This window comes from Aeribacillus sp. FSL K6-2848 (assembly GCF_038004325.1).
GTDB lineage: Bacteria > Bacillota > Bacilli > Bacillales > Aeribacillaceae > Aeribacillus > Aeribacillus composti.
Window position 1 is genome coordinate 1,786,606 of record NZ_JBBOQQ010000001.1, and the last position, 25,137, is coordinate 1,811,742.

A 25,137-nucleotide genomic window follows, 5' to 3' on the forward strand; every position below is an offset into this window, starting at 1 on the left:
GAGAAAAACAGATGAATAAAGCATTGCCCATCATGATTCAAGGTACGCATTCCGATGCGGGAAAAAGCGTGATTGCGACAGGTTTTTGCCGAATTTTTGCGCAGGACGGATATCGAACGGCGCCGTTTAAATCACAAAATATGTCACTCAATTCGTATATTACCGTTGACGGCAAGGAAATCGGCCGCGCCCAAGGAGTGCAGGCGGAGGCGGCAAGAACGGTCGCAACGGCGGATATGAACCCGATTTTGATCAAGCCTGTGAGCGATCACACTTCACAAATTGTTGTGAACGGTAAGCCGTATCAAAATTATAAGGCAGCAGCGTATCGGCAGGAATTTTTTGAACTTGGTTTGCAGGTGATTAAAGAAGCGTATCATCATTTGGCAAGTACATATGAGCGAATCGTTATAGAAGGAGCGGGGAGCCCTGCGGAAATTAACTTAAATGATCGCGAGCTTGTCAATATGCGCATTGCCCGGTTAACAAACGCTCCTGTCATTCTTGTCGGCGACATTGATAGAGGCGGTGTATTTGCGAGTTTAGTAGGAACATTGCAGCTGCTTGAGCCTGAAGATCGCGATCGCGTAATTGGGGTAGTGATTAACAAGTTTCGCGGGGATATTTCCTTGCTGGAGCCGGGACTTCGCTGGTTTGAAGAGTATACAGGCAAACCGGTTTTAGGGGTCGTACCATATATTTCTAATTTAAACATTGAGGCGGAAGACGCCGTCATATTAGATACGTTTCCACGTACAAATGAGAAAACTAGCGAGATTGATATTGCTGTTATTCATGTTCCTCACATTTCGAACTTTACCGATGTTGACCCGTTTCTATATGAAAAGGATTGCCATGTTCGCTATGTAAAGGAGGCAAATGAACTCAGAGAACCGGATGTTGTCATTTTGCCGGGAACAAAAAATACAATTGAGGACTTATTGCTTTTGCGAAAATCCGGCTTTGCGGATGCGATAGAAAAGCTTTATCGAGCGAAAAAATCAGTCATTGTCGGCATATGCGGCGGTTATCAAATGCTCGGAAGGGAGATTTCAGACCCTTATCACGTAGAAACATCGATAGGGAGCGCAAACGGATTCGGTTTTTTCCCGATTCGCACCGCCATGATGAAAGAGAAAAGGACGACTCTTACAACAGGGATGGCCCACTTTGCTGATTGTAGTGTGCCGGTGGAAGGCTATGAAATTCATATGGGAACAACTTCTTATGAAGGGGACGTATCGCCATTTATTACGACGGAAGAAGGAGTTGACGGCTGCATAAGCCAAGACAGCCTCCTAATTGGAACGTATTTTCATGGCATATTTCATAACGATGAGTTTCGGACGGCATTTTTGAATTTGATAAGAAAAAGAAAAGGTCTTCCGGCGATTTATGAGCGGCCATCAATGAAAAACATTCGTGAAGAAGCATTTGACCGGCTTGCCGATTGTCTCCGGAAGCATGTGGACATCGAGTGTATTTATCGGGAAATGGAACGGTTTCAAAGCAAATCTTTTTTCTAAGAAAATAAACGGAAATCTGATATGTTTGTTCGCCTCTTTATATTCATATGGCAATCTTTTTTGCACTGTGATTTTAGCTGTCTGTTTTTTTATAAAAATCCGGGAGGAAACGGTCATGCGGTTAACAGATGAAGAAGTGCAATCTCTTTTACAAGAGATGGAAGATTGGAAGCTTCTTGAAGAGCGATGGATTGCAAGAAAGTACCTCTTTCAAGACGATTTGCAAGAAATCGAATTCGTGCGGCAAATTTCGGACATTTCTGAAGAAGTAAACCATCATCCCTTCATTTCTATTGACTATAAGTTCATCACGGTAAAAATTTCGTCTCAGAGAGCGAAAGGACTCACAAAGCTTGATTTCGAACTGGCGAAAAAATATGATGAAGCTTATGAAAAAATAAAAGCAGGGTAAGAACGGAAAAAAGTGGATTATATGTGAAGCGGATGACGTGAAGAAAGCCGCATTTTCCGCCGCACCATAAGTTACGATATAAGGGACTTCTTTCCTCTTGAGAAGGAGAGCGGTTTTCAAAAAAATGATGCGATTTAAAAGGCATCCTGTTTTTCTCGAATAGATGGGCAGCTGAAATGATGCGGAGCTGCAAGAAGCGTGTATATGGTCTTTTTGGGGAAAATCTGCATTTATGGATAAAAAAAATGACGAAATTTTGCACACACAAAGCAGGCAACAAGGATGTTAGTTGATGTTGTTGAAGGAAAACTTTTAAGTGATCGGATCATGTCATAGCACCATTCAAGATATCATTGACAATGTTGAAGGAAAACAACCTGCCGAATTTAATCGTATGACCATGACCGAAGCGCTGCAAAAATCCTTTTGATTTACCGCGAAGCTTCGAAAGAATTATTTATACACCGCAGCACACTTGAATATCGCATTGAACGTGTTGAAGAAATACTCAATGTTGATTTAAATCATGCAGATATGCGCTTTGAGCTCATGATGGCATACAAGCTGTATAATTTGTTTGATTTTGACCGAAGCGAGCTGGCAAAAAGGTGAATTCTATTGATCGAGCAAAGGATTTTGGAACGGGATAAAGTCCGGCGGAAAAAACGGTTAAGCTATCGGGCAAGCGTGTAAAAAACATCTCCTGCGAATTTATGAATGAATCATTTCTGACACGTATTGGAAAGCTTTAGCAAGCTTAAAGAATTTAAACTCTAAGCGAAAAAAGGCAAATGAAACTCCGGCAGATGAGCCAATCTCCCTTGCCGGAGTTTTCTTTTTTTATGTGTTTTGCAGCCCATACAATCATTTTTTACACGATATTTAAACGCCGTGCTCGGCTGCAACTTCTATGTGCTGAAACGTTGTGACGTCAAATAATCCTAAATCTGTAATTTTGAGCTCTGGAATGACAGGCAAACTTAAAAAAGAGAGCGTGAGGAAGAGATTGAAATGCCGATGTTTGCTCACTTTGTGCAAGCTGCTGTTCAATTCATCGAGTTGATGGGCGACGATTGGATATGCTTGATCTGACATCAATCCGCCGATCACAAGCGGCAAAGAGGCGAGCGTTTTTCCATCATTCACAACTACTAGCCCACCGCCGATTCTCTTTATCTCTTGAATGGAGCAGATCATATCCTCATCGTTTGTGCCGGCAACGATCACATTATGGGAATCGTGGGCGACGGTTGTGGCGACTGCACCGCCGATTAAGCCTAATCCTTTTACAATGGCAAGGCCAATGTTTCCAGTATTTTTATGGCGTTCGAGTACAGCCAGTTTTGCCAAATCTTTTTCAATGGAAGGGATGAAGCAAACACCGTCGCTCGGAACTTCCATCATTCTTTTAACCGTTTCAATTTGATTCGGAATAATTTCTATTACATGCGCTTTTTGGTTATTTTTTACGTGAATGGCCAACCGTTCTTTTGTAACCTCGTTTATGTTTAGATTGACAGAATTTCTTGATAAAACGGAAGGTTTTGGTTGATCTATAGATCCTATATATTGACCGTTTTCCGCTATCACTTTTCCGGCTTTCAAAACTTTTTCAATCGTAAAAGCTTTGAAGTTATCTACTATGACAAGATCTGCTCTATATCCAGGTGCGATCGCTCCTTTTTGCGATAGTCCGAAACATTGGGCGGCATTAATCGTCGCCATTTGAATCGCTATGAGAGGATCAAGTCCATGCTCGACGGCAAGACGAATATTGTAGTCAATGCTTCCCTCGGCAATTAAGTCGTCTAAATGCTTGTCATCCGTACAAAATAGACAGCGGTGGCTATTTTTTTCATTGACCACGCCGATTAGTTCTGGCAAATTTTTTGCAGCAGATCCTTGACGGATCATGACGTACATTCCGCGAGCAAGGCGGTCTTTTGCTTGCTCTTTTGTCACACATTCATGATCTGTTTGAATGCCGGCCGCTCTGTAAACATTGACTCCTTCAATGCCAAGACCTGCGCCGTGTCCGTCGATCTTATATGCTGATGCCGTTAAAAGCTTGTCAATGATGCGGTCATCTAAATTTTGAACACCTGGGAAATCCATCACTTCCGCAAGCCCGAGCACCCGAGGATGCTTGTAAAAAGGTGCAAGTTCATCATCATTTAACACAGCGCCGGCATTTTCAAACGAAGTCGCCGGAACGCAGGAAGGCAGCATGCAATACACATCTAAATCTAAGCCTTCTGAATCCTCCAGCATAAAAGATATACCTTTCGTCCCGGCGACATTCGCAATTTCATGCGGATCTATAATAACGGTTGACACACCGTGGGGCAGAACTGCTTTGGAGAACTCCTTCGGTGTCACCATCGAAGATTCAATATGGACATGAGAGTCGATGAAACCTGGAACGATGAATTTATTCTCGGCATCAATGATGTTTACCCCATCATATTCTCCGATTCCAGCAATCACTCCGTCCGCAATGGCGATGTCTCCATGCAAAATTTCTAAATTGAAAACATCGGCAATTTTTCCGTTTTTAATCACAATGTCTGCCGGAATTTGTTTGCTAGCCACTTGGATTCTTTTCTTTAAAATGTTTTTGTCCATTCTCACTTTTCCCTTCTGTAGTAAACTCGCGCGTTGAGTTTGACAGGGAGAGTTGTGTATCGTCTCTCGTAGTCAAACTATTTACGGTAGTTTGGTAGAAACGTTTGGACCGTATTTCCAAACTTATACGAGAAAATCATTCGTATTTTTAAAAAGAGATTATACGACTCTAATTGAAACAAAGCAAGATAGTTGGCGCATTTCTTGACAGAAAAATTTTCTCAGGTATTGCGAAAAGCTGAGAATCACAGTTTCTCTGGTGCTCCAAACAGACCGGTTTTAAAAATTGGGCAGAACAACTCCTCCATAAACAAAGGAAATCATAATGAGAATGGCAGGGTGAACCTTCCATTTTTCTAAGGCAAAGAACGATACAGCAGCAATGATGAGCGATTGGATAATTCCGAGCGAATGGACAGAGTCTTCTATCATTTCCCAAGTTAAAAGCAGCATCATGACCGCAATAACAGGCTGTACAAGCAAGGTCATTCCTTTCACAACTAAAGATTCCCGGTGGCGTTGAATCAGTTTTAACAACAGAATCAAAGCGAAAGCTGACGGAAATACAGTCGCAAACAAGGCGATGAAGGCCCCCCACCATCCGTACACATCATAACCGACATAGGCGGCGATCTTTGTCGCAATAGGGCCCGGCAAAGAATTTCCCAGTGCGAGCATATTGGAAAATTCTGCATTTGTCAGCCATTTGTAATGATTGACAATCTCCTCATACATAAGCGGAATGGAAGCGGGTCCTCCTCCATAACCGAGTATGTTGGCCAAAAAGAAACCGATGAATAAGCTGATCCAGATTTTCATGCAGACATCTCCTTACTTCTGCTCTTCCGTTTTAAATGGAAAGCTCCATATGTTAAAAACATTAGAATTACAATAGCTGGATGAATCGAAATCACTTGCAGCAGGCAAAACGAAACAATCATCAGCAGGACGCCAAGCCATTTTCCCAATCCTTTCACGGCCTTTGCGGAAAATTCGTAAGCCAACTGCCCAAGCATGGCGGCGATCACCGGCATAACAGCAGAAATCATACCGTGGATAACAGGTGAATCGCTTAAAGCTGTGACCATTTTGAATAATAGAATCATGGCCAAACATGTAGGCAAAATATGAGCTGCTACGCAAATAAAAGCGCCTAATGCCCCTTTTTGTTTATATCCTAAGTAAGCGGCCATTTTTGTCGCGATCGGACCGGGCAGGGTATTGGCAATCGCCAATATTTCTGCAAATTCTTCATCTTTTACCCAACGGTATCTGGAAACTGCTTCATAACGGAACAGCGGTATGACGGAAGGACCGCCTCCGAATCCAAAAATTCCGGTTCTCAGCATAGCCATGATAAGACTTTTATAAGAAGTTTGCATATTTCTCCCCCTCATCCTTTATAATTTCATTCCCATGCGGCTCTTGTATCGTTTAATGAGAATTTGACAGTCAACGCTGACGACACCGCGCATCGGATACAATTTTTTTGTTAAAAAATTTTCCATTTCTTGATTATTTTTAAAGATTCCATGCATATGGAGCTTGCTTGGTCCAGTCATATGGTACAAGCTTGTAACGGCATGCTCCTCCGCCAATTGTTCTGCCACTTCCTCTAAATATTGCGGTTCCACTTCAACGTTGAAAAAGGCGGAAACATGAATGCCGATTTTCGTCGGATTGATAACCGTCGTAAATTTCTCGATAATTCCTTTTTCAATTAAGTTGTTTATTCTCGCCTGAACGGCAACTCGAGACAAACCGATTTCTTTTCCGAGATCGGTATACGATATCCGGCTGTTTTCATGCAGCTTCTCTAAAATTTGTTTATCAATATGGTCTATGTCTAAATTCGGAATGTTGTATTCGAATGCCATTCATACCACCCTTTATTTCGTTATGTAGTTAATTTTCTAATTATAATTTCCTTTAGTATACAAAATATGTTTTATGATTTCTATAAAAAAATGAAAATATTTATTTGTTTACGAAACGAAAAAAATCGTTAGAAAATGTGACAATATTAAAGCACCTTTTTATATGGATTTTTATAATGAAATCGAGTCAAAACGTACATCCTGGCTATCATGATTTTATGTGATGGAGGAAATTGAAGTCGGTGGCATTTCTATTGATTAACAGGAGGTTTAAATCTACCGTTTTTTATCACATAATGACTGATCAGTTTGGAAGAATTGTTATCCGTTTTTTGCTTTGTTTTGCCGATGTCCACTCAGGGGAACATAATATGGTTTGCAATAAGAAATTTTTTTCGGTTGGCATCAATAGTGGAAATACTTTTTCCATTTCATTTTGTTTTATAGAAGCAAGCTGTTTGGGCTCAAACTGTGCTGTTTCGCTTGTGCTCGATCCAGATATACAAAAAAAGATGTTCCGTAAAATTAAAATGGATAAATCGTTAAAGGTCTGATTACAAGAAACAATCTTTTTGTCTTCATATTCTGTAAGGTAGAAGGATCGACACAGGAAAATATCTTTTTGCGGCAGAGGCTGTTTTCTTCGGTTATGTTTCAAATAAATGAAAAAGCTGCTTATTATTTTTTAGCGTTAGCCAATTTGTCAAAATTATTCTTTGCTGCTAGCAGGATTAGTTTTTTACGGACTGCTAGGAAAATTGGCGCTCGATCCCGTATTAATATCTTATATGGCTGAAATTACGCCGTCATCCATGTACTCCAAAGTGTATGGTTTTTTCAATTTCAGCGGAATGCTTTCTTCAATTTTTGCACCTTATATTACGGGCTATTTTGCCGATATCACCGGCAAGCTTGAAATCGGCTTTTATTTGTCAGGTGTTTTGCTAATCATCGGCGCTGTTTTATTTCTATTTACGGAAGGTTCAAATCGCATGACCCATTTCGTTCAATACTACAAACCGGGGGAGGAACAAGTAAAATGAGCCAATCAATGATCGGAACGAAAAATATGGTTGTCAGTCCGCATTATTTAGCATCGGCAGCCGGTTGCCGCATACTGCAAAAAGGGGGCAACGCCTTCGATGCAGCGGTAGCGGTCAGCGCCTGCTTAGCGGTCGTTTATCCGCACATGACAGGGATCGGAGGAGACTCTTTTTGGCTGTTTTACAGTAAAAAGGATCAAGCAGTTCGTGCGTATAACGGCAGCGGCCGGTCAGGCTATAACGCCACGCCTGAAAAATACGAAGGTTTACCCGCCATTCCGTATCGAGGCATTCAAAGTGTTATCACCGTGCCGGGAATGGTTGACAGTTGGGATGCCATCATAAAAGAATACGGAAGACTTTCATTGGCGGAGGTTTTAGAGCCTGCTATCGAATATGCGGAAAATGGATTCCCTTTTTCAAAGGATCAATATGTCAACACGCAAAAAAATGTTCAAATTCTGCGAGAATTTCCGGAAACATCATCGATTTTCCTGCCTCATCATCGAATTCCGAGCATAAATGAAAAATTTATTCAGAAGCAATTGGCGGATACATTGAAAGAGTTAGCGAACAAAGGAAGAGATCATTTTTACAAAGGCAGTTTAACAAAACGCATTGTATCAAGCCTTCGAGAAAAAGGCGGGATTTTAATAGAGGATGATTTTGCGGATCATCACGGAGATTGGGTCGAACCGCTGAGCGGAACTTACCGCGGTTATACCATGTATCAGGTTCCGCCCAATTCACAAGGCTTTGCCGGGCTAATGGCGCTAAATATTTTAGAAAACTTTGATTTTAAAACGATTCCGCACGGTTCTTTTCAGTATTATCACCTTTTGACAGAATCATTGAAAAAAAGCTTTCAAGACCGAAACAAAGTATTGACAGATCCCGAATTCTACCAGATTCCGCTTGATAAATTGTTAAGCAAAACATATGCGAAAAAGCTGGCCGAATCGATCAGTCTGACAAAAGCAAGCGAAGTGAAGACTCAGCCTGTCGGAAACGACACTGCCCATGCGGCTGTCGTGGATGAAGAGGGGAATGCGGTTTCCTTTATACAAAGTCTTTATTTTGAATTCGGTTCATGTGTTGTTGCTGGTGACACAGGGATTTTAATGCAAAACAGAGGATCGTTCTTTTCTCTTGATCGTTCGCATGTCAATTGCTTGGCGCCGAGAAAAAGAACGTTCCACACGCTGATGCCTGCAATGGCTTTTAAAGATGGAAAGCCGTATATTTTATACGGAACACAAGGAGGAGAAGGACAGCCGCAAACACAAACAGCTATCATTACAAGAATGATTGATTATCGAATGAGCCCTGCAGAAGCAATATATGAGCCAAGGTTTGTGTGGGGAAGAACGTGGGGAGAAGAGACGGAAGAATTGAAGATGGAAGGCCGCATCTCAAAAGAAGTGATCGAATCGATGATCAAAGCTGGCCATCTTGTGAAAGTTGTTGAACCTATTGATAAAATAATGGGGCATGCCAACGCCATATTAATTGATGACCAAAGCTTTTTACATGGCGGGGTTGATCCAAGAGGAGACGGTGCGGCAATCGGTTGGTAACGGCGAATTCATAAAAAGCGGGGATTTATGCTATCCGTTGTTTCATATTTAAATATATAGGAGAAGGGTTTACGGAAAGTATCCAGCTAGGGCAAAGCCTGCAGAATTCATTATTGGAATTCTACAGGCTTTTATCATTTGAAGAGGTTCTCACATCGGTATATTCAACCCTGGAAATAAATTAGGAGAAGTTACAGCCAAAAAGAAAGGTTTTAGTAGAAATATATAGGGAAGCGAAAACACCAACGATTGCAACAAGCTGTTTCGCGGACTAAATCTTTCATCAAACCTCCTTAACAAAACTTACATTGATTTCCAGCTGCTGCTTTTCGTCAAAAACAAACAGCAAAATGAAATTTTATATTCCGCAATACTGGTCCATATAATTGCTACCAAATAGCCAAAAATGCCATGATGACCATTTTAATCTCCTTCACCATCTACACAGGCAATCATATTAGAACATTTTTTATGTATTTTTACTTATCAAATTTGTATTTGATTATTTACAAGTAATAATAAGGGGTATAACTAATATATAAAAAGAAAATTTTTAACAGCGCTCATTACGTTTGTTATTTCTACTTTTATCATAGCGATTTTATTTCGCCAGTAGCATTTCTTTTTGACCAACAAACAGGATCTTCTTTTCACGATCTTCTCATGATATCTTCATACGTAAGCGTTGGGCTGTTCTTTTATGGACTACCCACGATAGCAATTGCTTTCATTACCAAAAGGTTTTTCGCATTTGCTCTACATATAATCTTCGGAATATTGCCTGCTATCATATTATGGTTTTTTGCAGTTTTTTCTTTAGCTATTTCCGTTATTTTTTTCTTCGTTGACGAAGTCATTAAATATGGAATAAATAGGGGCTTAATGGTTGAATCCTCATGAAACAGAATGAAACACCGGGAAAGTTATTCTTCGGTTTAGGACTGTAGCCAATTGAGCAACATACATCTGCAAGAGAGTGCTGAAAATGTTTCAAAATAACAAAAAAACCGGAGAGCTTTGGAGTGCATGATAAATACCTTGGCTGTAGGTTGGAAAACTTTGATTGGACGAGCAAACTGGACAGAGATCAAGAAGGAAATAACGTCCCCAGAGGATTATGCGGAGAAGGTCATAAGATAATCAGATAATCCGCACGAGATAACGCCCAAATACGAAAATTAAAATAAATAGGCAAGACAACAATCCACTGAAAGTCGCTGCGTTAAATGCTAGATACGAGCTAAATCGGTTGAGAATGTACGTTCTTCTATAGTATGATAAAATAGTTATCTCGTTTATTTTTAAAAGGGTGTTTGGATATGGACACAGAAACTGCATCTGTGAGAACGTTTAAATATGGAAACAATCTCGAAGTAAAAATTGAACTAAATGATTGCGTATCCTTTTTAAAGTCTTTAAAAGATGAAAGCATCGACTTGATTGTAACAGACCCTGCTTATTCTGGAATGAATAACAAGCTGAAGCTCGGGAAGGGCAGAATCGTTGGTGAATATAAGCAAAAGGGAACGGAAAATGGGAAATGGTTTGCGGAATTTGAAGACAGTGAAGAAAACTATCATCTCTTTTTACAAGAGTGCAAGAGGGTGCTGAAAAAAGATACAGGGCACATTTACATCATGTTTGATTCTTTTTCTTTATTAAGCTTAGGGCATTTAATGAGAGAGTACTTTGACGTAAAAAACATCATCACTTGGGATAAAATCAATATGGGAATGGGGCATTATTTTAGAAGAAGGCACGAATATATTATTTTTGCTACGAACGGAAACAACCGCAAAATTAGAAACCGGTCTTTTCCGGATGTATGGAGGTTTAAACGAATTCACCATTCGAAATATCCGACGCAAAAACCGGTTGAGCTGTTCCAAGCGATGATTTATGCAAGTGCCGAAGAGGGATTTACGGTTTGCGACCCGTTTTTAGGGAGCGGATCGTCAGCTATTGCAGCCATAAAAAACAACTGCCGCTTTTTAGGATGCGATATCGCAAGCAATGCTTTTACAGCCAATGAAGAAAGAATTCATCACTATCTTAAAACAAAAGAAGACATCTATCAGCCCAAGCCTTGCCATATCGAAGGCGAACCGGTATTTTGGGAATAAAGACCGATCATAACTACGCAGCTTGCAAATGTTATTCATCTTCACCAAACCATAAAAAAATCGGCGTTTAGCCGATTTTTTTATTTTGATCATTGTCTGATCCAAGACCATATTTCTTTTGGCGTGGCATTTTTTCCGTACATTAAGATGCCGACTTTAAATATTTTTCCAGCTAGTTTCATAAATATCCAAACACTTATTATTAAGATTGCAAGTGATATGACAATTTCCGCCCATGGCCATTCCTCTAATATCGACAAACGAAGAACGTAGGTAGAAGGACTGCAAAAAAATTGCAACTTCTGGAGCTCAGGATGTAAATAAAAAAATTCGAAGCAGCTGATGAAAAAAATGTACGGAGAAACACGCAGCAAAATGGAACTGTAAAAAAGGTCAACAGCAGATGAAAAATTTCTATGTATTTTGCGACAGTCTTTTTTTAAATACTTTTTCCAGCGCATATTTGCTGAATCTATGGACAGAAGTGAAAAACTCGGGAATATTCATCCTCTTGTTTAGGAAGTATAAGAAAAAACAAGAGGAGATGTTGTGATGAGAAAATTTGTCATTTTGCTCTGCCTTTCGCTCGCTCTTTCTGGATGCGGAAATGGAAATGATAAAAAGCAGGGCGCTTCTTATGATCAACAGCAAGGAACGACAACTCAGAATGAAGGAGATAGCTCGCTCATTAGGATGCAGCATAGCCAATCTCCAGCAAAACGAATCCAAAAGGTAAACCTTGATCAGACGGCCCGCGACAAAAGACCTATTAACTCAATTGGATTTCTTGAGCCGATCACTCCGCAGCAATCCGTTTCTGACTTAAAAGGTGTCAGCCAGCATTTATCATATGTAGCTTTTTTCAGTTACCGAGTGAACGCCGATGGAAGTCTTGTTCCAATTGAAGACAGTGAAGCACTCGCAGCTGCTAAAAAATCCGGTGCGATTCCGATGATGGTCATCACCAATTTTACAGAAGGAAATTTTTCACCGGATATTGCTCATCGGATCTTTACAGATAAAACAGCCTCTAAAAGTTTGATCAATGGCGTTATTCAGACGATGAAAGCAAAAGGATATAAAGCTTTAAATATCGACTTTGAACATATTCGGGAAAAGGATCGTGAGCTGTATAACGGCTTTCTCGAAACGATTTTGCCGCAGGTTCGCAAAGCCGGCTTTACGGTTTCAACTGCATTGGCCCCAAAAACGAGTGATGAACAAAGAGGACCATGGCACGGAGCCCATGATTATAAGAGACATGGAGAGTTAGCAGATTTTGTTATTTTGATGACGTATGAATGGGGATGGTCCGGCGGTCCGCCAATGGCGGTTTCACCGATTCCGCAAGTTCGCAAAGTACTGGATTATGCCGTTTCCGTCATTCCGCGAAACAAAATTATGATGGGCGCCCCTTTGTATGGGTACGATTGGACTTTACCATACAAAAAAGGCGGTAAATTTGCCAAACGAATCGCTCCGGCAGAAGCAGCAGACCTAGCGGCGAAAGAAGGAGTTGAAATTCAGTATGACAACGAGGCGCAGGCACCTTGGTTTCGCTACACCGATGATCAAAACAAAACACATGAGGTCTGGTTTGAAAATGAACAAAGCATGCAGGCAAAGTTTAATCTCGTAAAAGAATACGGACTGAATGGAGTGGCGTATTGGGTGCTTGGCGAGCCATTCCCTCAAAATTGGACTTTGCTTGAAGAGGAGTTTATCATTCAAAGACACTAAGCGGAGAAAAATGGCATTAGCCCGCAACATTCTGAAAGAAGAAGGCGTCAACTGTTTGCAGATCAAAATCGAAGGTATACTAGCATGGAATCGGCTGTTCTTCACTTCAATACTAGCTTATTATAGCTGGTAAAGTGTTAGGACAGCTTTTTATTTTAATACACCTCATCAAAATTTGTTTAGCTGAAAATTGTGCTGAATTGTGCAATATAAAAATAGATTTACCAACTTTTTTAAGTGAGGAAAGAGGAAAAACCCTTGTTACATCTATGTTAGATAGATGAACAGTTTACATTAAAACTACAGTGGTAAGAAATCATGCACAACATGTCAAAATCATGTAATAGTCAGACAGTTCAAATCTATAACCTCTTAGAGTTAAGTGAAAATGAAACAATGTCAGTTAAGGTAAGTTAAGGTTATTTAAATTTATTTAAATTATTATTATACCACTTAATTTTATTATAAGCAATAATTTTAACTTTACTTTTCTTAAAAATCTGCTATATTTATGTTTGAATTATATTGAATGGGGTATTAAAATTGAAAAATAAATATTATTTCGGTGCTGCTTTAAACGCCGCTGACTTAGAACTTTTTAATCACTGGCATAATTGGTTAATTAGAGAATCTTTATTCGTGAACTGAGTAAAGCAGAAACTATGAGAAGAAGTATAAGAAAATCAGCGAAAATTCCTGATATACTTAACCAAATTGATAACCATATACAACGTGTTGAATCAATTTATAGTAATTTAACTTATTTTACCAAGGAAATTAAACAAGTATTAGACGGTCTAGTAAGATTAAAAGAAGCTATTGCAAACAAAGAAAAAGAAATAAATATCATAAACCAAGATATATGACAGTATGCCAACAGCAACGCAAGGAAGCGGCTTCCGGTGCTATCACAAGTAACTGTCACAATACCACACACAGCAACAGCAGGGAAAGACAACGGACAGCAGGCAGGGCGACAGGCACAGAACAAGGAAGGACAGGGACAACGACAGCAGGGACAGCGAACCCATAGCAACAGACAGCAACGAATGATCCAATAAACGAACCAAAAATGACAGCGAATGATAACCGGCGATGATGTGCCAACTACAGCTTGCCACTAGCACCCAGCCGCATGTTATTTTACAGACAGGCAGGAAGGGTATATAGGGAGAGGCTGGGTGTGTATGGATTCGATCTCACCTGAATAGTTCATACACACCAGTCCAGAAACTTCGAAGGGATCAAAATTTATTTAAACAGGTTGAGAAAAAATGAGTTTGTCCAAGCTAAATTGTTAGACTGTGCTTCGTGATTTAAGTCTATTCTTAGGCTTTCCAATTTATATTCATATTCCTTAATCGAAATAGCTTGACCCATGAGTAGTTCTGTTTGGTGCTTAATATAGTCAATTATTTCTATATCTTTACTATTTAGCATATAAGTTTTGTCTTTTTTAGACTCTTTAAGTTCGTCACAACGTTCCAACACTTTTTCAGGTGATACACCATACTTACACATATTGAGGGCATGAGAGATTAGAGTGCTTATAGTAAGAATGGCGTCATCACGTGCTGACAGCTTTAACCTTACATAAGCAAAAATTAGTAGTTGGTGAAGGGCGAATATGATTGTTACTTTGTCCAAAAAGTCGAATGTCCCTACATCTTTAAACCAAGCAAATGCAGATCCTTTTTCAAGTTTTGAATAAATACTCAATATAACTGAAATAACACTTAATACTTCGAGTAGATAAATTATTAACTGTACACGTTTTTGGTGTTTATAGTGTTTATCTCTATCTTTTATTACTGTCAATGTAAGTTTCCTCCCTTTTGTTCTTTTATTTTATGGTATGTCAACACTAAACTAGACAATTTTTTTGAGGTGTTTCTCTTTGTACTCCACCGGGCTTAAATACCCAAGTGTTCCATGGATTCTAATATGATTAAACCAATGAACATAATCATCTAATTCCAGTTTCAATCGGTCTAAATTTTCGAAATATTTACCTTTAACAAATTCTGTTTTGATAATTTTAAAGGTTGCTTCAGCTACTGCGTTGTCATAGGGGCAGCCCTTCATGCTTAACGACCGATTAATCTGAAAAGTATCTAGAGCTTCATCAATTGTCTTGTTCTTGAATTCATTGCCTCTGTCTGTGTGGAATAATTGAATTTGCCGTAAATCTGCTTTCACGGTCGATAAAGCTTGGTAGACTAGCTGGGCATTTTTGTTTGGGTCTGCACTATGACCAATAATTTCTCGATTATAAAGATCGACAAATAAACAGATGTAATGCCAGCTTTTTTCTACTCTAACGTATGTTAGGTCACTAACCACAACTGTTCATTCTTTTTGTTGATCAAATTCTTGTTTTAACACATTTTCAACTTTTGATTCATTGCATTTATCTACATGAGGTTTAAACTGGGCAACCGTATAATTTGATACTAGCCCGTTTTCTTTCATGATTCTGCCAATTCTTCGTCTTGAGGCAATCATACCAAGCTTCTCTAATTCATGTTTGATTTTACGTGTACCATAGTTTTTGCGGCTTTTCTGGAAAATTTCCCGAATGGCAGCTGTCAGTTCATCTTCTGCATTACTTTTTTCTTTTGCTTCGTAATAATAGGTGCTTCTTGGAAGTTGTAGGACATCGCACATTGCTGATATCGAGTATTTGTGTCTGTTATTCTTGATCACATTTACTTTTGTCCTAGTATCAGCGCGGCTTGCTTTAAAATATCATTCTCCATCATTAAACGCTTGTTTTCTTTTCGAAGCTGGATCAATTCATTTTCTTCTGGAGAACGATTGTCTTTTTCCTTAAATGAACCGGATGTTTTGCTTTGTTTGATCCATTTGTCCAAGGCTGAAGGCGTTAAATCATATTCACGAATAATATCTTTTCTTGGTTTCCCATTTTCATAAAGCTTGACCATTTGAGCCTTGAATTCTACAGTGAATGTTCGTCTGTTTCTCATTTTTAAACTCTCCTTAACTGTGGTAGTGTTGAAGTAGACCACCAAAACAGTGGGTTTGCGACGAAACTTGACATGGAGCCTCTGCGGGCATGCTTACCCAGCCAGGAAGTCAGATGATGTGTTCGTCTGTCTCGCCTACAAGGCTAGCATACCCGCCACTCCACGTAAAGTTTCTAGTACGGATCCTTTATGTTTAATAAGCACTATACCCAAATTTGGTGTTTAGTCTACTTGACCTTAATTTTATTGTCCAGTTAAGTGTAGCCGATTCAACCTTCCAAATAAAGGTGGTATTGTCTAATGAATATTTCGTTCGGTTATATTTGGGTTTCCTCTAAAGAGCAAAATTTAGACCGACAATATGATGCGTTAAAAAAGTATGTCACCGATGAAAAGTATATTTATAGTGACATGGCTAGTTATATGTAGTTAAATTACGGACTGCTAAGAGATTAGGTGCTTTTTATTGGATCACAATCTCAATTCCCAACACATAAACCATATCTACCAATTACTTAAATAAATAGAAAAAATTATATATAATTAACTCAACTTTCGCAGCTCAATTTTGGTAAATAAGCCTTGATATAATTAGGCAAAACTACAATCCATTTACGTAATTGACTTTCGATGAATTTTTTAATCTTTTGATTTACATTTTGAAGTGCATCTTCAAGAATTTCAATGAGTAGTTGAAGTGCAAAGGCCCAATCTAGTTCATCGATTTCATCACAAAGTTCATAAAAAATGCCGCCTAATGTTCGATAATCTGTACTTACTCGGTTTTGCCAAGACAAAACAATGTACCTTGTAAACACAATAGTGGTATGGCTGATCATGGAATCATAAGATCTTCCTTGGAACTCTTTTTGGAGTTTCAATAAGGATTTGACTGTTTTGAAGAATACTTCAATATCCCAACGTATCCCATAAATACGAATGATTTCTTGATCCGATAAAGTACAGTCTGTACTCAAAATAGCTAGCCACTGTCTCTTTTTATTACGATTACGGACAAATACCACTTTAACAGGTACGCCATTTGCCATCGTTGTGTGAATAGAGCGCAAAATACCCTTTTGATGTTGTGATGGTTTAGCTGTTTGGTATAGTTTTTTTAGGCTCACCCATTCACCGTTCACTTGATATCTTTGTTTTGTATCCTTCACCATTCCAATAACATCCAACCCTTGATCCACAATGGACTTGATCAAAGGCTGTTGGGTAAACCATGTATCCATTAAAACGTATGAGGCATCGATTCCTTGAGAAAGTGCCCGTTTAATCATATTGGGAATAACTTCCGGCGCTTTTTGTAAAGCTTCGACACGCCGCTTATAACCGGATGTACGCTTATCGATTCGGTTATCAATCCCATTGATTTGGGAATTCGTAGAGCTTAATAAAGCAAAATCAATAGGCAAAAATGTAGCACCATCTGACCAGCCGAGTGTAAGCATACGAAATCCTTTGTAATAACGCATTTTTTGAGAAGAATGATCGAAACAGCGAGCAAGCAGTTCAACCTTTTTACTGCGATTTCGTTCATAAGATGAGTCGTCCACGATCAGCACTTTCGGACGGTCGTGTCTCGTTAAACTACTTACCTTCATAATGGTGAAAGTACTCAAAACAAGTAAAAACCTGCGCCAATTGTATTGAGGGTTATTTAAGAAGCGATAAATAGCGTTTTTTTCCGGCAAATCTTTAGCTTTTTTACTTTGAAGAAGTCGAAACAAATTTTTGCCTTCAAAAACTAAACTAAAAACTAGCTGGAATAAATAGGCGCAGGAATAACCGAAACCCTTGTTAATTCCCACTTTCCTTAAATATTTTAAGATTTCAAGTTCATCAAATATAGCTTTTACTTCTTTTGGTAGTTGATTGTTCAGTCTGTTATTCGTTATCATAATAAGAGACACCTCACCTGCTTTTGGTAATGTTTTTTCTGGACAATTAAACTATACCAAAAGTTGAGGTGTTTTTTTTGCAAATTTTTATGTCAAGAAGTATTCGAAACAACCAACAAACCCATTAACCGTAAGGCTTAGAAATCCAATTTACTGTGAGAAAGTTGAGTAATTAAATAAAATATTAATCGGGAGCTGATTCAGATGAGAGCATCACAGGAATTTATAAAGAAAATTAGAAGAATTGTATCAAAACTATGAAAATGAAGTAAAAGAAAAAGCGAAAGAAGGTCTGTTAGCTGATAACACGGTAAGAACATACCTGCTCCATTCAGGAAACTTTGTGAAATGGTACCGAAATGAATTTGTCCCAGGTGGAAGAAACGAAAAGAAATAGTTTCAGCTTTAATTGTGGGAGGGGTAAAAGATGCCTGTAAGTTTAATATCCAAAAACCTACTATATCAGTTTCAAGAACTTTTAGAGAAAACGGAGAATGAATTAAATATTATTTCGCCCTTTATAGGAACGCAAACTGCAAACTTATTAGCTGATTGGCTAACTAAGAATCCTTCAGTAGTTTGTAATATCATTACACGATTTTATCGGGAAGACTTTGTTGAACGTGTCAGCAGTATATACGGACTAGAGCGCCTTTTACATACAAATGCAAATATATATGCATTTAGTTGATTTACACTCAAAACTCTATCTGTTTGATTCACATTCAACAATCATTGGTTCAGCCAATTTTACAAAAGGTGGTTTTGTATCTAATCATGAAATTTGCGTACTGATGGATGATGAACCAGAAATAGCAGAAAAAGCTCAAGAGTATTTCTATGACTTGTTAGAGCAAATTCAAGCAGCTGGGGACAAAGGAGTTGTTACACAAGAATGGGTTGACGAAGAAAAGAAGCATGTTCCTCAGCTAGCAGCAAATCAAAAGGATAAAACTGTTACATATTTCAAATGATAAGAAGAAAGGTGCAGAGTTAAAGAAAATTGTTCATCCTGATTTATTCGAGTCAATCCTAGAAAATACATATGAAGAAGACGAGGAAAGTACTGGTTATTGGTTAAAGTTTGAAGGAACCGGAGAGAACAGAATTCCTAATGATTTGAATTACCAACAAATGAAGGGTATACGTAATCGAGATTTGAAGACTACTTACTTTCCAAGCAGACAAAGCGGAATTTCCAAGGATGATACTTTATTTTTAACAATTGTTAGTTACGATGAACAAGGTCAACCTACCCCTATGATTGTGGGATATGCTAAGACAGAAGGATTCAATAAGGATAACATCGTTGACGATGCTGATATTAAAGATGCACCTTGGAAGCATCGTTTTCCATACTATGTTGAATTGACAAGTGGAAAAGTAATTAATGCGCCTATTAAGAATGGTATTCGTTTGGTAGATTTATATAATAGTATTGGGAAAGCAGCCTTCCCGTCTTTAAGAAAAAGGAATAAGGTAAGCCAGAAAACCCTACAAAGCATTGCACTTCAGAAGATCACACATTCGTATTACTCAAGAAGCGTATAACTTTCTAATGGATGAATTAAATAAGCGTTTTAGTAAATACGGTGAAATAAATTTATAGAGAACTAAAAAAATGTACCTATAATTTTAGAGACTGACTATTCATAGGTCTGCTGTAAATAACAGGTACCTCGGTTAAAGTGGGTATAATTCTGTCGTTTATGTCGGTAAAATTCTGTCACTCTACAACTACAAAAACTCAGTAGCGTTGCATAAAAAAATTTAATGTTTGTCAAGCTCAATAAAAATTCCAGTTATTTCATGTAACTGAATATTCAGACATACAATCTTTCTAAGCAAGCTTAAAAGGACAATGACGTCTTAATCGGCAGTCCATTTCCACAATTTGGTAATATATTACAGAAACATTGGATCATAAACTAAATCGTCTAGGTGTTCCACCTCCCCTTCTTCAAATTGGTACACGATGGTTTCAAAATCTTTTTCCCAATCGTATTTTTTCCGACCGTTGGACGTTCGAATTGGCTTTTTAAAAAGGGAGCGAACAAAACAGTCAAAACCTTTAAAAAGCAGATTCTGTAAAGTTCGCTTGATCTCTAATAAAGGACCATCGTGATTCACTTTTAATTGGAGCATGGCCTGTAAGCAATAGGTGATTAGGGCGATCCAAATTTGATTGTAAACGGCATTTTGACTTTTTCCATAAAATCTTTTTATCTTAAGGTGCTGTTTCATCCATTTAAAGAAGGTCTCTATCTTCCAGCGATATCGGTATAAATCTGCAATCTCTTCCGCAGAAAGATCAAAGCAATTGGTTATGATGATCACGGGATTCCCTTCGCTGTCGACCGTTTCGATCAATCGGAGAGGATGAGTCATTTTGGTATGATTACGGTCATTTCCTAAAATGACAATCTGATCCCTATAAATCAAACGTTCTGGATTGGGAATCCGTTCCGATAAAACTTCAATCTCTGCGTTCTTTTTAAGCCGGGTAATGAATCGCACCCCTTCTCGGCATAAGCGGTCGAACTGTTTGTAATCGACATACCCTCGATCAAACAAGTAAATCGCATTTGGATCGATTTCAATGAGTTCGTCCATCTGTGTGCGATCGGCATGTTTCGCGGGTAAGATAATCCCTTGATCCGGAACAGTGATATCCTTCGTTACAACAACCTTTAAATGGAGTCGAACACCAGCCTTTGTCTTACGAAAAGTTGCCCATGGATATTGGCTCAAACTCATGCTCATCGTGGTAGAATCAATGACCAGAAGACGACCAATGTTTCGGATGATCGGGGCATTTTTCATTTGCCCTTGGATCTTTAAGACCAGATATTTAAATACTTTTTCAAACAGTTGAGGGGATAATTGGCCTAATTTGCGAGAAAGTTGCGAAGTACTAATTGCATCAAATTCCAGATATGTCTGCAACTCTTCCTTGTCTTTCAAATGTTTGGCCAATTTTGTTAAGCTTTCCAATTCATTTATCTGAGCGATGATACAAAGTTGTAAAAACTTATACGCTGTTAATTTTTTAATGTATTTGTCAACGTCAATCACATTAATTAGTTTTGAAAAAGTTATTGGATCGATCTCTTTAAATAGTTCATTTATTGTGGATTCTGTGGTATTCTTATCCATAATGGTTTCTCCTTATTCTTAGGATTTGGATAGGACTGCCAATCCTAATTATAAGGAGTTTTTTTATATCCAAAAAGATGAAATTTAACATAAAATTGGGCTTGACAAATTAAAATTAACTTAATGCAATGCTACTGACAAAAACTACAAAAAGGGAAGGTTTCTGTCTCTATGTATAATAAGTTTGCGTGAAATTCTAATTTAACGAAGATTGTAGAAGAAGATATTAAATGTTTGGTATAATTTACCTGCGATATATATTTTTTCCTATAAATTTAATATGTCAAAAGTTGTTGATTATTTATATAGTTTTGTTTAGGAAAGGTTGATATTAGTGTCAAGAATTTGTGCTTTTTGTAAATCTAGTTCTGTTAAGTTAACTGGTGAACACTTTTATCCATATGGATTAATATCAAAATTCCCTGAATTTGACCATGCTTATTTTGGAGAAAGCAAAGCGGTTCCATTATCACCAGAAAAACAGGTAATTAGAGATGTTTGCGAACAATGTAATAATGTTACGTTTTCAAAATTAGATGAATACGGTAATAAGTTTATCCTAGAGTATTTTGCAGAGGAGATTTCACCTCAATAACAATTATCATCGAATATGATTACAATATTTTACATAAGTAGGTTATGAAAATCATTTATAACAGTTTAAGAAAGAGTAAATATTGTGACTGGGTGAAAAGAAATTCTAAATATATGGTCAATAAGGAACAAAATACTACAAGTAAATTTAGTTTATTTCTAGGATCTTATGTTTATATGGCACTTATGGAGAATATGTTTCCTAACATCCCCTTTCAAGCAGTGGCGAATCCAAGAATTCTAACATCTTCAATCAATAAAGAAGCTGAATATTCTAATGAAAACATTGAAATTATATATGTTTTAAGACTCTGTAACGCAATATTTGTTTTGGTTTGCTGGAAGGAAGAATGCTTCAGTCCTTCGCTAGAAGCTTAACTTGCTGAGATACTCCCTCACACATTATTAACTGAGAGTGGTAGTTCCGCTGTAATAAACAGAGTAACAGATTGCTTTAACAGGTCATCTTTATTTAGTAAGTTCAAAGCAAGTTCAAAAACAACATGATTCATATGCACAATTCTTAAAAATAAAAAAGATGTTCTCATTGTAGATTGACATAATTATGTATGGATAAAATCGTTTAAAATATTGGATTTTCTAAGTTATCCATACAAAACCGTGTTAAATTAGGTGACCAAAAGAAGAGGTTTTATATTGGATTGATCGAATCATGACCTTGATTAAATACTTGTCTTGTATAATTGGAAAATAAAATTACAGAATGGTGGGAATTAGGTATGCTTATTCTTTCGGGGCTAAAGGATTTGTATAAGAGTATGAGAAAGAACAATATTGAAAGATATAAGTTTAGTTTTACATTTCGTGGAGTGAATTTTGACGTAATGTATTTCATTGATGATAACCCACATATACTTGCAATCGGTATTGTTGCAGAGAACTATTATTTTGAAGTAGAAGTTAAAAATGGATTCAAAATTATACCTTACATAGACAATATAAATAGATTTTGTAGAATACTTAACTTTGAATATAATCCCACGTCCCCTTTTAAACCAGCGATATTTTTTAAGGAATTAAACTCAAAAATTCCTAAAAACGCTAATAAACAAAATATTCCAAAACCACATGAAATAGGGCAATATAGAAGGAATGTTGAGGAAGCAGATAAGATTTATTTTTGTGGTTGGCGCGATAATAACGCTCGGGGACATCGAGTTAGTAAGGAAAACTTAGAAAAAACGCGGAAGTTATTATCATATAAAGCTTACGAAATGTGCAAAAAGAAAAATATTAGTAGTCTTTGGACTGACGATCCGAATAAAGCCAAGAACTTTTCTCTTCCATCATAAACCTGTTTATGGATTGAATTTTATTATAATAAATGCTTTTCCCATTACATTACGCAAGGAGGATTATATATGTTTAACAAACTTTTTACCCTGATAGATCGGTGTATAACTGAAAATTAGATAACAGATAATTTATATTTGGTACATCTTCCTGAAACGACCATTATTAAATATCTTGGTTCTGATGTTAGTCTAAAAATTGGACACGGAGAACAGGGAGATTATAATAAACTTAATTACAATAGGTTCGAGGTGTCCAATCATGAAAAAGAGAACATTTGATCAAGAATACAAGATTCAAGCTGTTGAGTTATGCTTGGAGGGGGACAAGTCCATCGCCCAAGTGGCAAAAGAGTTAGGTTTGGCTTACAACACTCTTCATCGTTGGGTCAAAGAATACAAAGAAAGCAACGGAAAGAGTTTTGTGGGTTCAGGCAACATCAAGCCACAAAATCAAGAAATCATCGAGTTACGCCGTCGCAATCAAGAGTTGGAGGAGGAATTAGCGATCCTAAAAAAGGCGTTAGGCATCTTCACCAGAAACCAGAAGTAATTTGCATTCATTTTTCAACACCGTAATGAATTTCGCATGGTGAAGATGTGCCAAGTTTTCGGTGTTTCAAGAAGTGGGTATTATCACTGGCTCAAGCGTGCGAAAAGTAAACAGAAAGAACGAAAAGAACAACTCACTCAACAAATTCGAAATGAGTATCTAAAGTCCCGTAAGATTTACGGCAGTCCGAAAATTACGCAAGAACTACGCAAACAAGGGATTCGTGTGTCTCAAAAGACGGTCGCTCGCATCATGAGCGAAGAAGGCTTGAGATCCATTACCGTCCGTAAATTCAAAGCCACTACGAACAGTAACCATCCTTACAACGTATATGCCAATCTATTGAAACAGAACTTCCAAGCAACGGCTCGGAATGAAATATGGATGGCAGATATTACGTACATTCCTACCGACGAAGGCTGGTTGTATTTAGCGAGTATCATGGATTTATATACTCGTAAGATTGTAGGATGGTATATTGATACACGAATGACGAAAGAGTTAGTCATCAAAGCGTTACAACGGGCTCTAAACAGCGAAAAACCAACGGGACGAGTGATTCATCATTCGGATCGTGGGAGCCAATATGCTTCGAATGACTATCAGCAACTTTTACAGGAACATCATTTTCAAGTGAGCATGTCGAGACGTGGGAACTGTTACGACAATGCTTGTATGGAGTCGTTTCATAGCCTCATCAAGAAAGAGTGTATTTATCTGAATCGATTCCGCACGCGAAAAGAAGCGAAACAAGCCGTTTTTGAGTACATCGAATGCTTTTACAATCGTAAAAGAAGTCATTCAGCCCTTGGCTATGTATCGCCATGTGAATTTGAAGCTGCATATTACGCTAACCAGAGAAAAGTAGCTGCCTAAATTCAGCTATTTCTCTCTGTTTAACGTGTCCGTTTTCTTCCATAACACCATAATGAACTGCCCCCTGTCAAGTAGACAGTAGAAATAATAAAAATATACCTAAGCGGCTTTAGCTCTATATTCCATGGGGCTAAAGCCGTTTAATCTTTTTTGATACCTTTCATAATTATAAAAGCGGTTGTACTCATCCATCGCAAGAGCTAATTCTTTAAATGTCTGATACTTATGTAAATAATACTTCTCGCATTTAAAGCGTTCCCCAAAAAGATTCCATTGGCCCATTATCAATACATCTGCCTACTCTTGACATATTTTGTGTCATCCCTGCTTGGTCTATCCTACGTTTAAAATCATGAGAGGTATATTGGAACCCACGGTCACTATGAATAAGTGGATGCTCTCCATTTAAAAGTGCGGTGGCTTGATCCAACGTTTTGAATACAAGATGATGATGATTGAAATGTCCTAAAACATAGCTCGCAATTGATCCATCATATAGATCAAGAATAGCACTTAAATAGGCTTTCTTTGATGAACCATATTTTAATTCAGTGACATCAGCTACCCATTTTTCATTTGGCTTTTCCGCTGTGAATTCACGATTCAATATATTTTCTGCAACATGCTGAGGGGTAGATTGCTTATAAGATTTCTTCTTTTTTCGAATAACAGATTGTATACCGGCAACTTTCATCAATCTATAAATTCGTTTGTGATTGAAGTTCTGACCAAGCTTTCGATTTATATTCAACGTCATTCGACGGTAACCTATAAGTGGTTAAAACGTTCGCCTTCCTCCCGAGAACTTCAGAATGAAGAAATCGT

At 38.0% G+C, this 25,137-nt stretch carries 21 protein-coding genes, 6 pseudogenes and 1 riboswitch; of the genes and pseudogenes, 17 read left to right on the plus strand and 10 right to left on the minus strand.

Annotated features, from left to right (window positions below; genetic code table 11):
- Window positions 1-11: 11 nt before the first annotated feature.
- The 3 genes from NSS70_RS08725 (at window position 12) to NSS70_RS20860 (ending at window position 2,550) form a co-directional block, all read left to right on the plus strand.
- Window positions 12-1,526: a cobyric acid synthase gene (locus tag NSS70_RS08725; RefSeq protein WP_340881319.1), complete on the plus strand. Its 1,515-nt coding sequence runs from the start codon at window positions 12-14 to the stop codon at window positions 1,524-1,526.
- 115 nt (window positions 1,527-1,641) lie between these two features.
- Window positions 1,642-1,938: a 4a-hydroxytetrahydrobiopterin dehydratase gene (locus tag NSS70_RS08730; protein ID WP_063388252.1), complete on the plus strand. Its 297-nt coding sequence runs from the start codon at window positions 1,642-1,644 to the stop codon at window positions 1,936-1,938.
- Window positions 1,939-2,364: 426 nt separating this feature from the next.
- Window positions 2,365-2,550, plus strand: coding sequence for a helix-turn-helix domain-containing protein (locus NSS70_RS20860; protein WP_063388251.1), 186 nt, complete (start codon window positions 2,365-2,367; stop codon window positions 2,548-2,550).
- Between the two features lie 270 nt (window positions 2,551-2,820).
- On the opposite strand, the gene ade is transcribed toward NSS70_RS20860, so the two are convergent.
- From ade to NSS70_RS08750, 4 genes are all read right to left on the minus strand, one after another.
- The gene (gene ade, locus NSS70_RS08735) at window positions 2,821-4,563 is read right to left on the minus strand and encodes an adenine deaminase (RefSeq protein ID WP_340881321.1); all 1,743 of its coding nucleotides are present in this window, start codon (window positions 4,561-4,563) and stop codon (window positions 2,821-2,823) included.
- Window positions 4,564-4,612: 49 nt separating this feature from the next.
- A riboswitch (purine riboswitch) is annotated at window positions 4,613-4,714 on the minus strand.
- Window positions 4,715-4,842: 128 nt separating this feature from the next.
- Window positions 4,843-5,382 carry a chromate transporter gene (locus NSS70_RS08740; protein WP_094245607.1) on the minus strand — a complete coding sequence of 180 codons (540 nt, stop codon included), beginning with the start codon at window positions 5,380-5,382 and terminating at the stop codon, window positions 4,843-4,845.
- Window positions 5,379-5,945, minus strand: coding sequence for a chromate transporter (locus NSS70_RS08745; protein WP_063388248.1), 567 nt, complete (start codon window positions 5,943-5,945; stop codon window positions 5,379-5,381). Before NSS70_RS08745 ends, NSS70_RS08740 begins: the two co-directional genes overlap by 4 nt.
- Before the next feature lie 18 nt (window positions 5,946-5,963).
- Window positions 5,964-6,440 (minus strand): Lrp/AsnC family transcriptional regulator, encoded by a 477-nt coding sequence (locus tag NSS70_RS08750; RefSeq protein ID WP_063388247.1) that lies wholly within the window; start codon window positions 6,438-6,440, stop codon window positions 5,964-5,966.
- Window positions 6,441-7,135: 695 nt separating this feature from the next.
- Here NSS70_RS08750 and NSS70_RS08755 point away from each other — a divergent pair.
- The 3 genes and pseudogenes from NSS70_RS08755 to NSS70_RS08765 form a co-directional block, all read left to right on the plus strand.
- Window positions 7,136-7,483 (plus strand): annotated as a pseudogene (locus tag NSS70_RS08755) (MFS transporter); the annotation flags it as partial.
- A complete protein-coding gene (gene ggt / locus NSS70_RS08760) occupies window positions 7,480-9,060 on the plus strand; it encodes a gamma-glutamyltransferase (RefSeq protein ID WP_445206702.1) in 1,581 nt (526 codons plus the stop codon). The pseudogene NSS70_RS08755 and the gene ggt, both read left to right, overlap by 4 nt.
- Window positions 9,061-10,379: 1,319 nt before the next feature.
- Window positions 10,380-11,183, plus strand: coding sequence for a DNA-methyltransferase (locus tag NSS70_RS08765; RefSeq protein WP_339199717.1), 804 nt, complete (start codon window positions 10,380-10,382; stop codon window positions 11,181-11,183).
- An 89-nt stretch (window positions 11,184-11,272) separates the two neighbouring features.
- Here the strand turns inward: NSS70_RS08765 and NSS70_RS08770 are convergent.
- Window positions 11,273-11,458: pseudogene (locus tag NSS70_RS08770) on the minus strand (ABC transporter permease); the annotation flags it as partial.
- Between the two features lie 277 nt (window positions 11,459-11,735).
- On the opposite strand from NSS70_RS08770, the gene NSS70_RS08775 reads away from it, so the two are divergent.
- From NSS70_RS08775 to NSS70_RS08785, 3 genes are all read left to right on the plus strand, one after another.
- A complete protein-coding gene (locus NSS70_RS08775) occupies window positions 11,736-12,923 on the plus strand; it encodes a glycosyl hydrolase family 18 protein (RefSeq protein WP_339199719.1) in 1,188 nt (395 codons plus the stop codon).
- Window positions 12,924-13,585: 662 nt separating this feature from the next.
- Window positions 13,586-13,789 carry a hypothetical protein gene (locus tag NSS70_RS08780; protein ID WP_339199721.1) on the plus strand — a complete coding sequence of 68 codons (204 nt, stop codon included), beginning with the start codon at window positions 13,586-13,588 and terminating at the stop codon, window positions 13,787-13,789.
- A gap of 36 nt (window positions 13,790-13,825) precedes the next feature.
- On the plus strand, window positions 13,826-13,984 hold the full coding sequence (locus NSS70_RS08785; protein ID WP_340881324.1) for a hypothetical protein: 159 nt from the start codon (window positions 13,826-13,828) through the stop codon (window positions 13,982-13,984).
- 190 nt (window positions 13,985-14,174) lie between these two features.
- Here the strand turns inward: NSS70_RS08785 and NSS70_RS08790 are convergent, their stop codons facing one another.
- Both NSS70_RS08790 and NSS70_RS08795 read right to left on the minus strand, forming a co-directional pair.
- Window positions 14,175-14,741 carry a hypothetical protein gene (locus NSS70_RS08790; protein WP_339199723.1) on the minus strand — a complete coding sequence of 189 codons (567 nt, stop codon included), beginning with the start codon at window positions 14,739-14,741 and terminating at the stop codon, window positions 14,175-14,177.
- A 51-nt stretch (window positions 14,742-14,792) separates the two neighbouring features.
- Window positions 14,793-15,910: pseudogene (locus NSS70_RS08795) on the minus strand (IS3 family transposase).
- A gap of 300 nt (window positions 15,911-16,210) precedes the next feature.
- Here NSS70_RS08795 and NSS70_RS08800 point away from each other — a divergent pair.
- Window positions 16,211-16,330 (plus strand): annotated as a pseudogene (locus NSS70_RS08800) (recombinase family protein); the annotation flags it as partial.
- Between the two features lie 128 nt (window positions 16,331-16,458).
- Here NSS70_RS08800 and NSS70_RS08805 read toward each other — a convergent pair.
- On the minus strand, window positions 16,459-17,820 hold the full coding sequence (locus NSS70_RS08805) for an IS4 family transposase (RefSeq protein WP_094245809.1): 1,362 nt from the start codon (window positions 17,818-17,820) through the stop codon (window positions 16,459-16,461).
- Between the two features lie 244 nt (window positions 17,821-18,064).
- Between NSS70_RS08805 and NSS70_RS08810 the strand changes: the two genes are divergently transcribed.
- The 4 genes from NSS70_RS08810 (at window position 18,065) to NSS70_RS08825 (ending at window position 19,371) form a co-directional block, all read left to right on the plus strand.
- Window positions 18,065-18,217 carry a hypothetical protein gene (locus NSS70_RS08810; RefSeq protein ID WP_339199724.1) on the plus strand — a complete coding sequence of 51 codons (153 nt, stop codon included), beginning with the start codon at window positions 18,065-18,067 and terminating at the stop codon, window positions 18,215-18,217.
- Window positions 18,218-18,247: 30 nt separating this feature from the next.
- Window positions 18,248-18,511, plus strand: coding sequence for a hypothetical protein (locus NSS70_RS08815; RefSeq protein ID WP_339199726.1), 264 nt, complete (start codon window positions 18,248-18,250; stop codon window positions 18,509-18,511).
- Window positions 18,498-18,794, plus strand: coding sequence for a phospholipase D family protein (locus NSS70_RS08820; RefSeq protein ID WP_339199728.1), 297 nt, complete (start codon window positions 18,498-18,500; stop codon window positions 18,792-18,794). Before NSS70_RS08815 ends, NSS70_RS08820 begins: the two co-directional genes overlap by 14 nt.
- 145 nt (window positions 18,795-18,939) lie before the next feature.
- Window positions 18,940-19,371: a hypothetical protein gene (locus NSS70_RS08825; protein ID WP_339199731.1), complete on the plus strand. Its 432-nt coding sequence runs from the start codon at window positions 18,940-18,942 to the stop codon at window positions 19,369-19,371.
- A 354-nt stretch (window positions 19,372-19,725) separates the two neighbouring features.
- On the opposite strand, the gene NSS70_RS08830 is transcribed toward NSS70_RS08825, so the two are convergent.
- A complete protein-coding gene (locus NSS70_RS08830; RefSeq protein ID WP_340733408.1) occupies window positions 19,726-20,976 on the minus strand; it encodes an IS4 family transposase in 1,251 nt (416 codons plus the stop codon).
- Window positions 20,977-21,310: 334 nt separating this feature from the next.
- Between NSS70_RS08830 and NSS70_RS08835 the strand changes: the two genes are divergently transcribed.
- The 3 genes and pseudogenes from NSS70_RS08835 to NSS70_RS08845 all read left to right on the plus strand — a co-directional run bounded on the left by NSS70_RS08835 (window position 21,311) and on the right by NSS70_RS08845 (window position 24,312).
- Entirely contained in the window at window positions 21,311-21,571 is a 261-nt protein-coding gene (locus tag NSS70_RS08835; RefSeq protein WP_339199733.1) for a hypothetical protein, read from the plus strand.
- A gap of 739 nt (window positions 21,572-22,310) precedes the next feature.
- The gene (locus NSS70_RS08840; RefSeq protein ID WP_339199735.1) at window positions 22,311-22,883 is read left to right on the plus strand and encodes a DUF6037 family protein; all 573 of its coding nucleotides are present in this window, start codon (window positions 22,311-22,313) and stop codon (window positions 22,881-22,883) included.
- A gap of 262 nt (window positions 22,884-23,145) precedes the next feature.
- Window positions 23,146-24,312 (plus strand): annotated as a pseudogene (locus NSS70_RS08845) (IS3 family transposase).
- A 99-nt stretch (window positions 24,313-24,411) separates the two neighbouring features.
- Here the strand turns inward: NSS70_RS08845 and NSS70_RS08850 are convergent.
- Window positions 24,412-25,081: pseudogene (locus NSS70_RS08850) on the minus strand (IS3 family transposase); the annotation flags it as partial.
- Window positions 25,082-25,137: the final 56 nt, after the last annotated feature.